Origin of the sequence: Sphingomonas natans (assembly GCF_030546695.1) — a bacterium.
Lineage (GTDB): Bacteria > Pseudomonadota > Alphaproteobacteria > Sphingomonadales > Sphingomonadaceae > Sphingomonas_I > Sphingomonas_I natans.
Map to the genome: position 1 here is coordinate 42,783 of NZ_JAUOTP010000002.1, position 12,537 is coordinate 55,319.

The window sequence follows — 12,537 nt, forward strand, 5'->3', positions numbered from 1 at the left end:
ATGCCCTTTCCGATCAAAGGGCCGATCTGGTTCATGGGCTGCGGCAATATGGGCGGCGCGATGCTGTCGTGCTGGCTGGAGGCTGGGCTGGATCCGGCTCGCGTCACCGTCATCCGCAAATCGGGCGAGGCCGTCGCGATGGGCGTGACCGTGCTGACCGCGCCTCCGCCCGACGGCCCGGTCCCATCCCTCGTCGTGCTCGCGGTCAAGCCGCAGATGCTGGATCTGGTCGCGCCCGCGCTGGCGCCGATGCTCGATCCCACGACCCTGCTCGTCTCGATCCTCGCCGGGGTCGAGACGGAGGCGCTGCGCCGCCGCTTCCCGGCACCCCGCGCCGTGCTTCGCGCGATGCCCAACACACCGATCGCGATCGGCCGCGGTGTCGTCGCGCTCCACGGCGACGGGCTCGATCATGCCGGCCGCGAGCATGCCGAAGCGCTGATGGCGCCGCTCGGCACGGTCGAATGGGTCGATGAAAGCCTGTTCGACGTCGTCACCGCGCTCGCCGGCTCGGGCCCCGCTTTCCTCTTCCGTTTCGTCGATGCGCTCGCCGCAGCCGGCGCCGATGCCGGGCTCGACGCGGCTCAGGCCGCGCGGCTCGCTCTCGCCACCGTCACCGGCGCGGGCCTTCTCGCCGAGGGCAGCACCGAAAGTCTCGCCGCGCTCGCCAATCGCGTCGCCAGCAAGGGCGGCAGCACGCGCGCCGGGCTCGACATCCTCGACGAGCCGAGCGCACTGAAGGCGCTGATCCGCGACACGATCGACGCCGCGATCCTGCGCAATCGCGAGATGGCGGCGGCGGCGCGATGAAGCCGGCAATCGATCCGGCGCGGACGCATCGCATCTCAAAGATAGTCCTCTCGATCGGGCTGGCGGTGCTCGGCCTGTGGATCGGCGGCACCTTCCTGCCTGCCTTGGTCTGGGCGGCGATCATCGGGATCGCGATCGATCCGCTCTATCGCCGCGCCGAGGCGCGCTGGCCGCGCGCGCGTGGCCTGCTACTGCCGCTCGTCGCGACGACTTTGATCGCGTTGCTCGTGCTCGTGCCGCTGGCGATGGGCGCGATCGAGGCGGCGCGCGAGGCCAAATATCTGTTCGCCTGGCTCGCCGACGCGCAGGAAAACGGCATGCCCGAGCCCGCCTGGCTCGCGCGCCTGCCGCTCTTCTCCGATCAGGTCACGATCTGGTGGCACGACAATCTCGCGACGCCCGAAGGCGCGGGCCAGCAGCTCCACCGCCTGCGCAGCACGGTGCTGATCCAGCAGTCGCAACTGCTGGGCAAGGGGCTGATCCTGCGCAGCATCATCTTCGGCTTCACGTTGATGGCGCTCTTCTTCGTGCTGCGCGATCGCGACGTGATCGTCGCGCAATTCGCGCGCGCCGGAGAACGGCTCCTGGGCCCCGCCGGCAAGCGCCTCGGCGGTCAGGTGATCCTGTCGGTGCGCGGCACGATCGATGGGCTGGTGCTGGTCGGCATCGGCGAGGGCGCGGTGATGGCGGTCGTCTATCTGATCGCGGGCGTCCCCCACCCGCTGCTGCTCGGCTCGATCACCGCGGTCGCGGCGATGATCCCGTTCGGCGCCGCCGCCATCTTCCTGATCGCGGGCGCGCTGCTCGTGGGCGAAGGCGCGGTCGGATGGGCGATCGCCGTGTTCGCGATCGGCATGGGTGTGGTGTTCATCGCCGATCATTTCATCCGCCCGGTGCTGATCGGCGGCGCGACGCGCCTGCCCTTTCTGCTCGTACTGATCGGCATCTTGGGCGGGGTCGAAATGCTGGGCCTGCTCGGTCTGTTCGTCGGCCCGGCGACGATGGCGGTGCTGATGATGCTGTGGCGCGATTATGTCGGCGCCAATCTCAGCGCGACACCTCCACCACATGAGTCGCGAGCCGCGCCACCTCCGCCGGATTATGGCTGACATAGAGGATCGGCAGGCCGACCTCGTCGCGGATCCGCTCGATCACCACCATGATCTCGTCCGCCCGCGCGCGATCCAGCGCGACGAGCGGCTCGTCCATCAGCAGGAAGCGCGGGCCTGACAGCAAGGCGCGGCCGATCGCGACGCGCTGCGCCTCCCCGCCCGAAAGCGAGGCGGGCCGGCGATCGAGCAGATGGCCGATGCCAAGGAAAGTCGCCGCCTCGTCGAGCCCCATCAGCGCCGCCTCTTCGCGCCGCCCGTAAGCGAGATTGGCCCGGACGCTGAGGTGCGGGAACAGCCGCCGATCCTGAAACACATAGCCCGCGCGCCGCGTCTCGGGCGGCACGTCGATGCCGTCGCCGAACAGAGTCTCGCCGGCGACGACGATCCGCCCCCGATCGGGCCGCAGGAGCCCTGCGACCATGTTCAAGACGCTCGTCTTGCCGCAGCCCGACGGCCCGAACAGAGCCGTCAGCCCCGGTCCCGACGAGAAAGCGAGCCGGATCTCCGCCTCGCCGATCCGCCGTACGACATCGACCTCAAAGGACATGGGCGCGGGGGTTGGCGCGGCGGATCATCAGCTCCGAGGCGATCAGCGCGCCGAGCGACAGGATCACCGAGACGATGGCGAGCCGCACAACACGGCCTTCTCCGCCCGGGACCTGCATCGCCGCATAGATGGCGATCGGCAGCGTCCCGGTTTCGCCCGGTATGTTCGAGACGAAGCTGATCGTCGCGCCGAACTCGCCGAGCGAGCGCGCGAAACCGAGCACGAGCCCGGCGAGGATCCCCGGCAGGGCCAGCGGCAGGCTGATCGTCCGGAACACGCGCACGCGGCTCGCGCCCAAAGTCCGCGCCGCCTCCTCCAGCCGGGCGTCGATCGCCTCGATCGAAAGCCGGATCGCGCGGACCATCAGCGGCAGCGCCATCACCGCCGCGGCGATCACCGCGCCCGTCCAGCGGAACATCACCGTCACCCCGAACCAGCGATCGAGCAACCCGCCGATCGGCCCCATCCGCCCGAAGAGCAGCAACAACGCCCAGCCCGTCACGACCGGCGGCAGCACGAGGGGCAGATGGACGAGCGCATCGACGAGGATCCGCCCCGGAAAGCGCTTGCGCGCCAACAGCCAGGCCAAAGCGAAGGCGATCGGCAAAACAAGCAGCACCGCCGTGATCGCGACCTTCAGCGAGAGCAGGACGATCCCCCAGTCTTCGCCGGTCATATGCGCGTCATCGCGTACCGAAGCCGTAGCGGCGGAAGATCGCCTTGGCTGGCACCGAGCCGAGGAAGCGCAGGAAGGGCGCCGCATCCGCGCTCTTGGCCGCACTCAGCACCGCGGCAGGATAGAGGATCGGCGCATGGCTGTCGGCGGGGAAGGTGCCGACCACCTTCACCTTCGGCGAGGCGAGCGCGTCGGTCAGATAGACGATCCCGTACGGCGCTTCGCCACGCTCGACCAAGGCCAGCGCCGCGCGGACATTCTCGGCGCGCGCCACCTTCGGCGCGACCCCCGCCCACACGCCGAGCTTCGTCAGCGCCTCGCGACCGTACAGCCCCGCGGGCACCGCATCGGGATCCGCCATCGCCAATTTCTCGCGGCCCAGGGCCGCCGCCAGCGGAAAGCCGCGCCGGATCGGCATCGGCCGCGTCGGCCCCGCCGGTGCGATCAGCACGAGCTGGTTGGTCAGCAAGGCAATGCGCGTGCCGGGCGCGACCAGCTTGCGCTGTTCGACATAGTCCATCCACGGAATGTCGGCCGAGACGAACAGATCGGCCGGCGCACCTGCCGCGATCTGGCGGGCCAGCGCCGAGGAGGCCGCAAAGGAGAGCGTCGGCCGCTCGTGCCCGGCCTTGGCCCAGGCATCGGCGGCGGCGTTCAATGATTCCTGCAGGCTGGCGGCGGCCAGCACGATCGGCGGCGCGGCGGCGGCTTGCCCGGAGAAGCCGAGCAACAGGAGCAGGACGAAGACGAAGCGGCGCATGATGCTCCCCTTGAGGGCCAGGCACGTCTATGCACGAGCGGATATGGCGATGACAATCAAGACCGCCTTCCCGCCCAGCGTCGCGCCCGATGCGCGCCTGCTCGTCCTGGGCTCGCTGCCCGGCGAGGAATCGCTGCGGCAGGGGCGCTATTATGCGCACCCCACCAACGCCTTCTGGTGGCTGATCGGCGAGGTGATCGGCGAGCCGCTCCCCTCGCTCGCCTATGAGAAGCGGCTGGCACGGCTGAGGGCGCACCGCATCGGCCTGTGGGACGTGATCGCGACCGCGCAGCGGCAGGGCAGTCTCGATCAGGCGATCCGCGAGGCCGAGCTGCGCGATCTGGCGGGGTTCGTGGAAGCGCTCCCGGAGTTGCGCGCGGTGGCGTTCAACGGCCAGACCTCGGCGCGGCATGGGCGCAAGCAATTGGCGGGCGAGGCGCGACTGACGTTGCTGGACCTGCCCTCGTCCAGCGCAGCGCATGCGGGAATGGCGCGCGACGCGAAGCGGGAGGCGTGGCTGGAGTTGCGGGAATTTCTGTAATCCCAACCGCTCATCCTGAGGAGCCATTGAGCCCTTCGACTGCCTGCTAAGGCAGGCGCTCAGGATAAACTTCGTGCCGCAGGCACGAAGCCGAAATGGCGTCTCGAAGGACCAGACCAGACGTCGCCAGTCCTTCGAGACGGGCCTTCGCCTTCGCTCAGTCCCTCCTCAGGATGAGCGGGGGAATATTTGCCGCCCTCAAATCCGCAGCGACGGCTTGCTCCGGAAATGTTCGCGCCCCAGCCCATGCCCCATCGGCCCGTGCCCCAGGCCCAGACCCGGCGCCGCCTCGATCGCGCTGCGCACATAGAAGCGCGCGCGCGTGATCGCCGCCTCGGGCTCCAGCCCCGCGCCTAGTCCCGTCGCGATTGCGCTCGACAAGGTGCAGCCCGTGCCGTGCGTGTTGCGCGATTCGATCCGCTCACCCGACCATTCGGCGACCGTCCCGTTCCAGCCGACGAGCCGATCGACGAGCTTCGGCCCCTCGGCATGGCCGCCTTTCACGAGGAAGGCGGCCTGATGATCGCGCACGAGCCCGATCGCCGCCGCGACCTGCGCGCCTTCGTCGGCGAGCGCTGAAACACCCGCCAGGGCGGCCAGTTCGGGCAGATTGGGCGTGACCAGCACCGACAGGCTCATCAGCCTGCCGAATGCCGCGATCGTCGCGGGATCGGCCAGCACCGCGCCGCTGGATGCGATCATCACCGGATCGAACACGATCGGCACGATCTCGCGCCCCTGGAACAAGGCCGCCAGCCGCTCCGCCACCGCCTCGGCGACGTCGGGCGAGCCGATCATCCCGATCTTGATCGCGTCGACGCCGATGTCGGAGACGACCGCATCGATCTGCGCGACGACCATCTCGGGCGGGACCGGCATCACCGCGCTCACGTCGAGCGTGTTCTGCGCGGTGATCGCGGTGATCGCGGTCAGCGCATGCCCGCCCAGCATCGTGATCGTCTTGATGTCGGCCTGGATGCCCGCGCCGCCGCCCGAATCCGAGCCGGCGATCGAGAGGATGCGGGGTATCACGCCGCCTTGCGAACCGCGTCGCAAATGCCGTCGACGACCTCACCGACGAGTTTCGCATCCTCGCCCTCGGCCATCACCCGGATCAGGGGCTCGGTGCCCGATTTGCGGATGACGAGCCGGCCGGTGCCGTCGAGCCGCTTCTCCGCGTCGGCGATCACGGCCTTGACCTTATCATCCTCCAGCGGCTGCCCGCCGGTGAAGCGGACATTCTTGAGCAATTGCGGCAAGGGATCGAACTGGCGCAGCAGCGTATGCGCGGGCTTGCCCGATTGGACGAGCTCGGCCAGCACCTGCAGCGCCGCGATCAGCCCGTCACCCGTCGTCGCATGATCGGCCAGCACGATATGCCCCGATTGCTCGCCACCGACATTGTAGCCGCCCGCGCGCATCGCCTCGACGACGTAGCGATCCCCCACCGGCGTCCGGTGGAGCGCGATGCCTTGCCCCCACAGTAAGCGCTCCAGCCCGAGATTGGACATCACCGTCGCGACGATCCCGTCGCCCTTGAGCGCGCCGGTGCGCGCCTGCGCGATCGCGATCAGCGCCATCAGCTGATCCCCGTCCACGATCTGCGCGCGATCATCGACAAGGATCAGGCGATCGGCGTCGCCGTCCAGCGCGATGCCGATATCGGCGCGCGTCTCCAGCACCTTGGCCTGCAGCGCGCTCGGATCGGTCGAGCCGACATGGTCGTTGATGTTGATGCCGTTGGGCGAAACGCCCAGCGCGATCACATCCGCGCCCAGCTCCCACAAAGCCTCGGGTGCGACCTTGTAGGCGGCGCCATTCGCGCAATCGACGACGATCCGCAGCCCATCCAGCCGGAGATGATCGGGAAAGGTCGATTTGGCGGCGGCAATATAGCGCCCCGCCGCATCCTCAATCCGCCGCGCGCGGCCAATCTGTTCGGCCGGCGGCAGCGACACGCGACCATCGATCCCGGCCTCGATCGCCTTCTCGGTCTCGTCCGAAAGCTTGTAGCCGTCCGGCCCGAACAGCTTGATGCCATTGTCGGCGAAGGGATTGTGGCTGGCCGAGATCATCACGCCGATATCGGCGCGCATCGATCGCGTCAGCATCGCCACCGCGGGCGTCGGCATCGGCCCGACCAGCACGACATCCATGCCGACGCTCGTGAAGCCCGCGACCAGCGCGCTTTCCATCATATAGCCGGAGAGCCGCGTATCCTTGCCGATCAGCACGCGATGGCGATGCGTGCCGCGCATGAAATGCGCGCCCGCCGCCTGGCCGACGCGCATCGCGATCTCGGCGGTCATCGCGCCTTCGTTGGTGCGGCCGCGTATGCCGTCGGTGCCGAAATATTTGCGGGGCATGAGCCTTCTTTCATCACGCAGTGTCGGGCCGAACCCGCCAGTCTTGGCCGTTCCGGTCGAGCAGGGTTCGGGCGAAGCGGATGGCTCCGCAAAGCCTGCAGACACCTGAACGAACTTACTGATCGTAGGCCTTGGGCAACGCCCCCTCAACCGGGTTCGCATAGCGATCGCGCAGGCGCGTCTGGCGGCTGCCCGCTGGCTGCTGGACCCCGTCGATCCACACGGAGAGCGCCGCCGAGGCCACCTCCAGCGGATCGCCGTCCCAGACGACCACGTCGGCGCGACGCCCGGGGCGAAGCGATCCGATCTCGCCGTCGAGGCCCAGAGCTAGCGCCGGCCTGGAGGTGATCGTCGCGAAGGCCTGTCCCCAGTCTAGCCCGGTCGCGCCGTCCACCCGCGTCAGCGCGACGAGGTTGCCGGCATATTGCTTGAGATAGCTCTCATAGGGTCCCTCGCTCGCATCCTGCGTCGAGATGGCGACGCTGACGCCCGCTTTCGCCATCCGCCCGACATTGGATTGCGTCGCGGCGAGCTGCTCGAAATTCTCGGGAAGGTCGGTCAGCGCGGCGGCGATCACGGGCACGCGCGCGGCGGCGATCCGATCGGCCACGAGCCAGCCTTCGGTGGCGCCGAGCAGGACCAGCTTCAGCTTCGGAAATTCGCGCACCAGCGCGAGCGCGGCGAGGATGTCCGTCGCCCGCTCGGCATGGACCAGCAGCGGCGTCCGGCCCTCTACGACCGGGAGCAGGGCCGCGGCATCGGCGCGCGTGACCAGAACGTCCTTTTCCAGTCCGCTCGCGAGCGCGGGATTGCGTGCCGCCTCGAGCGCCGCACGAAGCAGGACATGCGCCGCCGGCCGGCTGCCCCCGCCCGTTTTCGTCGCGGCCTCGCCCAGCTCGACATACTGGAAAGCCCGCGCGCGCGTGACCGGATCCAGGTCCGCGCCCAAATCGATGACCGCACCCTGCCCGCCGAACATCGTATTGCCCGCCGCCGGGATCACAACCGCGCGCGTCACGCCCTTCGATCGTTCGACGCCGAGGCGCATCTGGGTGGGGTTGAGCGAGGTGGCAATGTCGATCGCCGCCGAGAAGGGCGAGCCCTTCGTCGTCGTATCGTTGGTTTCCTCCATTCCATAGCCATCGAGCAAGGCGAGCGTGCTCGCGCCCGAGACGATGCCCGCGGTCACCCACTTGCCCGTCGCATCGACGGTGCGCGCGCCCGCGGGGACGGCGACGCCGGTGCCCGCGGCGATCACGCGCCCGTCGCGGATCACGACCGTGCCGTTCGGGATCGGCTGCGATCCGTCGCCGATCGCGACGGTCCCGCCGGTGAAGGCGACCGTTTCGGCGACAGCGGGGCCGGCGAGCAGCGCCGCGACGAGAAGCGCGAGAGACTTCATTTCACGTCTCCCTCGCCGATCTGGCCCAGCTCGAAATCGGATACGGGCCGCCGCTTGGGATCGTGCATGTCGTACAGCAAGGCACCGTCGATCCAGACCTTTTCCGGGCGCGTATAACTGCTGAACGGATCGCCGTTCCACAGCACGACGTCCGCCATCTTGCCCGGCTTCAGGCTGCCCGTGCGATCGGCGATGCCGAGCGCCTTGGCCGGATTGTAGCTCGCCCATTTCCAGGCGACCTCGCGCGGGATGTCGATCCCCATGCGCAGGCCCGAAGCGCGCGCCTTGGCGATCTCCTGGTTCAGATGCTGGATGCCGTTCGGATCGTCCGAATGGATCGTCGCGCAGGCCCCGCTCCGCTCCAGCAGAGCGAGATTCTCGGGGATGCCGTCATAGCTTTCCATCTTGAAGCCGTACCAGTCGGCCCAGACGGAGGCGCAGGTGTCTGCCGCCTTCAGCAAATCCGGAATTTTGTAGGCCTCCACCGAGTGCTGGAAGCTCGCGACATGGTATCCGAACTCCTTCGCCATATCGAGGACGATGGCCATTTCGTCGGCGCGATAGCAGTGATTGTGGACGAGGATCTTGCCCGCCAGCACGCCGGCGAGCGTATCCATGCCGATATCGCGCGCGGGCGCCTCGCCGCCGTCCTTCTCATATTTGTCCCACTTGCGGCGATATTCGACCGCCTTCGCCCAGGTCGCGCGATCCACCGCGATATTGCCCATGCGGGTCGAGGGCTCACGGCCCTTGCCGCCATAGACGCGCTTCGGATTCTCGCCGCATGCCATCTTGAGCCCGTAGGCCGCGCCGGGGAATTTCATTCCCTGGACCGTGCGCGAATAGACATTCTTGATCACCGCCGATCGACCGCCCATCAGATTGGCCGAGCCGGGCAGGATCTGCAGCGTCGTCACGCCGCCATTCGCCAGCGCGCGGCTGAAGCCCGGATCCTGCGGCCAGATGCTATGTTCGGCCCACACGTCCGGCGTGGTCGGCGCGGTCGCTTCGTTGCCGTCCGAGAGCGCCTTCACCCCCGGCGACGGATAGTCGCCGAGATGGCTGTGGATGTCGATGATGCCGGGCGTAACCCATTTGCCCTTGCCGTCGATCACGGTCGCGCCCGCGGGCGCGGGCACGCTCTGCCCCAACGCGACCACCTTGCCGTCGGCGAAGAGGATCTGGCCATCGTCGATCCGCGCGCCCTCGCCGTCGAGGATCGTGACGTCGGTGACGAGCGTCGGCACGCCGGGATAGGCGTGGTAGGTCGACGGATAGGGATCGCCCGTCCACGGCTCGGCGATCTTGGGTCCGGACGAGGCCGATTTGGGCTTGGCGCCCGACTGCGCCGAGCAGGCGGCAAGCCCGAGCAAAGCGAGCGCGGCAAGCTTCTTAATTGACGCCATGCATCCACCTCTTGAGCAAGGGCGAACAGACAAACAGCCCGACGCCGATCGCCACCGCCGCGATGCCGATGATCGTGAACGTGTGCAGATAGGTATCGAGCGCGAGCTTGGGATTGGTGACCTCGCCCCCGACCGTCGCCACCGAGGTCAGCTGCGTGATCAGCCCGCCCGCATAATTGGCCATCGAGATCGACAGGAACCACACGCCCATCATCATGCCGACGACGCGCGCCATCGACAGCTTGGTGATCATCGACAGGCCCACGGGCGACAGGCACAGCTCGCCGATCGAGTGCAGCAGGTAGAGCAGCACCATCCAGATGAGCGCCACGCGCGACTGCCCGTCCACGAACAGCGCGCCCAATGGCAGGACGAGGAAGCCGAGCCCGACGAGCGTCAGCCCGATCGAGAACTTCACCGGGATCGAGGGCTCCGCGCGTCGTCGGCCGAGCCACACCCAGAGGGCCGCCATTACCGGCGCCAGCAGGACGATGAAGATCGGATTGAACACCTGCACCGATCCGCCCGGCATATCCCAGCCGAAGATCGATCGATCCACTGACCGCTCGGCGAACAGGGTCAGCGCCGAGCCGGCCAGCTCGAACAGCGTCCAGAACACCACCGCCATCACGATCAGGATCGAGGCGACGAGCATCATCTGGAATTCGGCACGCGAGCCCGCGCGATACGCCCAGATCGGCATGCCGAACGCGGCGCCGACGAAGCAGGCGAGCAAAGCCTTGCCGAGCAAGGGCAGCGCGGCGAGATAGCCGATCACGCCCGTGCCCGCCGCGGCCGCCTCGCTCGCCGCCGCCGCCGAATCGAGCGTGTTGTGGAGCAGCAGCCACGAGATCGGCACCGCCACCGCCATCAGAACATAGCTGATCAGCCGCGCCCGCGGCGTCGAGGAGGCCGGCCGCTCGCCATAGCCGGCGAGCCGGCCCTTATCGAACTGGAACAGGCTGAAAGCGACGAGCATGCCGAGCGCGACGATGCCGAAGCCCGCCCACCAGCCGACCGACCGCGCGAGCAGAGGCGCGATCAGCTGGCTGCCGATCGAGCCGAGATTGATGCCCATGTAGAAGATCGTGAAGCCCGCATCGCGGCGCGGATCGCCCGGCGGATAGAGCGAGCCGACCATCGTCGAGATGTTTGGCTTGAACAGGCCGTTGCCGACGATGATTAGCGACATCGAGAGCAGCATCAGCGAGACCCACAGGGGATGGCGGATGCCGTCGGTTCGATATTCGCCCTTGGCGATAACGGCGGGCAGCGGCTGCCCGGTCGCGCCTTCCAGATGGATCGAGCCGTCCTCCTGCCCGCGGATCACGAAGCTGCCCGCGGAGGTCACGACATATTGCTCTTCTCGGCCGTTGACCGCGGTAGATACCGTCACCGGATAGGTCTGGCCGCCATAGAGGAAGACGGGCTTGGCCTGCTCGCCACCGAAGCACAGGCCGAGATAGCCGAGCGACATGATGATCGCCCCGGTCTTGACCGCGCTCTTGGAGCCCAGAATGCGATCGGCGATCAGCCCGCCGATGACGGGGGTCAGATAAGCGAGGCCGATGAAGGCGCCGTAGAGACCGCCCGCGGCGACATCGTCGAACAGGAAGAATTTGGTGAGATAGACGACGAGCAGCGCGCGGATGCCGTAATAGCCGAACCGCTCCCACATCTCGGTCGTGAACAAGCGGGCGAGCTGGCGGGGGTGGCCGAACCAGACATCGGCATCGGCCGGATTGATATGGCTGATGTCGGGCTGCGCCGGCGAGGACTCGGTTGCGGTCTCCATGCGACTCTTTTCTGTGATTTCGTTGGCACCGGGATGCGCCCGGCTGGATGGCGCGCGAGACTAGCGACGAAATGGCGCGTGGGAAGTGATTGTTGCCCGCACCGCGCGCTGGTAGCGGACCGCCATGTTCAACGATCTCGCGACTCCCGCCTCGCTGCTCGCTACCCGCCGTTCGGGCAAGGCGCGCGATCTGGCCGCGCCCGGCCCCGATGCGGCGCAGCTCGATCGCATTCTCGCCGCCGCGACGCGCGTCCCCGATCATGGCAAGCTCGCACCTTGGCGCTTCGTGATCGTGCCCTTGGAAAAGCGCGCCGATTTCGCGGCCCTGCTCCACGATGCCTATGCGGCGCAGAAGGACAGCGTCGGCCGGATCGAGCGCGAGGCGATCGACCAGTTCGCGCATCAGGCGCCATGCCTGATCGTCGCGGTCTCGAACCCCGCCCATGCCAGCCATATCCCGATCTGGGAGCAGGAACTGTCGGTCGGCGCCGCCTGCCAGAATCTCGTTCTCGCCGCGCATGCGGAGGGCTTCCTCGTCAATTGGCTGAGTACCTGGGCCGCCTTTTCGAGCATCGTCTGCGCGGCGTTCGGCGGCGGGCGTGACGCGCGTATCGCCGGCTTCTTCTTCATCGGCACGTCGGCGAAGGAACTGGAAGAGCGCCCTCGTCCGGACCGCGACGCAGTCATCGCGATATGGCAGGGTCGCTGACATAACGCCGTGCAAGACGGGTTGCCGATCGCGCCATGCTGTGTTACCACAGCATAACGCAATGCCCAGTGCCGATCGCCCTGTCTATCTCCGCCTGCGCGATCATGTGATCGCGATGATCCTCGACGGCCGCATCGCCGAGGGCTCGGCGCTTCCCTCGGTCCGCGCGCTCGCCGCCGAACATGGCGCAAATCCGCTGACCGTGGCCAAGGCCTATCAGACCTTCCAGGAAGACGGGATCGTCACCGTGCGCCGCGGCGTCGGCATGTTCGTCGTCGAAGGCGCCGCGTTCCAGCTGCGTCAGGCCGCGCGCGCGCATTTCCTCGAGCAGGAATGGCCCGAAATTTCCGCGCGCATGCGCCGGCTCGATATCGACCCAGCCGATCTGCTCGATCACCTGCCCGCCTGATCTT

The 12,537-nt window shown here is 68.0% G+C and carries 13 protein-coding genes; 5 read left to right on the top strand and 8 right to left on the bottom strand.

Annotation, left to right across the window (positions count from 1 at the left end):
- Window positions 1-810 (top strand): pyrroline-5-carboxylate reductase, encoded by an 810-nt coding sequence (gene proC / locus Q4F19_RS03895; RefSeq protein WP_303540041.1) that lies wholly within the window; start codon window positions 1-3, stop codon window positions 808-810.
- Complete coding sequence (locus Q4F19_RS03900; RefSeq protein ID WP_303540043.1) at window positions 807-1,919, top strand: AI-2E family transporter; 1,113 nt, start codon at window positions 807-809, stop codon at window positions 1,917-1,919. The genes proC and Q4F19_RS03900 overlap by 4 nt, the downstream gene beginning before the upstream one ends.
- On the opposite strand, the gene Q4F19_RS03905 is transcribed toward Q4F19_RS03900, so the two are convergent.
- The 3 genes from Q4F19_RS03905 to modA are packed head-to-tail and all read right to left on the bottom strand — an operon-like array spanning window position 1,858 to window position 3,905.
- The gene (locus Q4F19_RS03905) at window positions 1,858-2,469 is read right to left on the bottom strand and encodes an ATP-binding cassette domain-containing protein (protein WP_303540045.1); all 612 of its coding nucleotides are present in this window, start codon (window positions 2,467-2,469) and stop codon (window positions 1,858-1,860) included. The genes Q4F19_RS03900 and Q4F19_RS03905 overlap by 62 nt on opposite strands.
- Window positions 2,459-3,145 carry a molybdate ABC transporter permease subunit gene (gene modB, locus Q4F19_RS03910; RefSeq protein ID WP_303540047.1) on the bottom strand — a complete coding sequence of 229 codons (687 nt, stop codon included), beginning with the start codon at window positions 3,143-3,145 and terminating at the stop codon, window positions 2,459-2,461. Before modB ends, Q4F19_RS03905 begins: the two co-directional genes overlap by 11 nt.
- Before the next feature lie 7 nt (window positions 3,146-3,152).
- Window positions 3,153-3,905 (bottom strand): molybdate ABC transporter substrate-binding protein, encoded by a 753-nt coding sequence (modA, locus tag Q4F19_RS03915; protein WP_303540049.1) that lies wholly within the window; start codon window positions 3,903-3,905, stop codon window positions 3,153-3,155.
- 49 nt (window positions 3,906-3,954) lie between these two features.
- Between modA and Q4F19_RS03920 the strand changes: the two genes are divergently transcribed.
- Window positions 3,955-4,446: a DNA-deoxyinosine glycosylase gene (locus Q4F19_RS03920; protein WP_303540989.1), complete on the top strand. Its 492-nt coding sequence runs from the start codon at window positions 3,955-3,957 to the stop codon at window positions 4,444-4,446.
- A 198-nt stretch (window positions 4,447-4,644) separates the two neighbouring features.
- Here the strand turns inward: Q4F19_RS03920 and thiD are convergent, their stop codons facing one another.
- The 5 genes from thiD to Q4F19_RS03945 form a co-directional block, all read right to left on the bottom strand.
- Window positions 4,645-5,478, bottom strand: a complete 834-nt coding sequence (gene thiD, locus Q4F19_RS03925; protein WP_303540051.1) for a bifunctional hydroxymethylpyrimidine kinase/phosphomethylpyrimidine kinase — start codon at window positions 5,476-5,478, stop codon at window positions 4,645-4,647.
- The gene (gene glmM / locus Q4F19_RS03930) at window positions 5,475-6,812 is read right to left on the bottom strand and encodes a phosphoglucosamine mutase (RefSeq protein WP_303540053.1); all 1,338 of its coding nucleotides are present in this window, start codon (window positions 6,810-6,812) and stop codon (window positions 5,475-5,477) included. The genes thiD and glmM overlap by 4 nt, the downstream gene beginning before the upstream one ends.
- Before the next feature lie 115 nt (window positions 6,813-6,927).
- Complete coding sequence (locus Q4F19_RS03935) at window positions 6,928-8,214, bottom strand: amidohydrolase family protein (RefSeq protein WP_303540055.1); 1,287 nt, start codon at window positions 8,212-8,214, stop codon at window positions 6,928-6,930.
- Window positions 8,211-9,620: an amidohydrolase gene (locus Q4F19_RS03940; protein ID WP_303540057.1), complete on the bottom strand. Its 1,410-nt coding sequence runs from the start codon at window positions 9,618-9,620 to the stop codon at window positions 8,211-8,213. The genes Q4F19_RS03935 and Q4F19_RS03940 overlap by 4 nt, the downstream gene beginning before the upstream one ends.
- On the bottom strand, window positions 9,607-11,415 hold the full coding sequence (locus tag Q4F19_RS03945; RefSeq protein ID WP_303540059.1) for a peptide MFS transporter: 1,809 nt from the start codon (window positions 11,413-11,415) through the stop codon (window positions 9,607-9,609). Before Q4F19_RS03945 ends, Q4F19_RS03940 begins: the two co-directional genes overlap by 14 nt.
- Before the next feature lie 124 nt (window positions 11,416-11,539).
- Here Q4F19_RS03945 and Q4F19_RS03950 point away from each other — a divergent pair, with 124 nt between their 5' ends.
- Together Q4F19_RS03950 and Q4F19_RS03955 are read left to right on the top strand one after the other, a co-directional pair.
- Window positions 11,540-12,124, top strand: a complete 585-nt coding sequence (locus Q4F19_RS03950) for a nitroreductase family protein (protein WP_303540061.1) — start codon at window positions 11,540-11,542, stop codon at window positions 12,122-12,124.
- A 61-nt stretch (window positions 12,125-12,185) separates the two neighbouring features.
- The gene (locus Q4F19_RS03955; RefSeq protein ID WP_303540063.1) at window positions 12,186-12,533 is read left to right on the top strand and encodes a GntR family transcriptional regulator; all 348 of its coding nucleotides are present in this window, start codon (window positions 12,186-12,188) and stop codon (window positions 12,531-12,533) included.
- Window positions 12,534-12,537 lie beyond the last annotated feature (4 nt).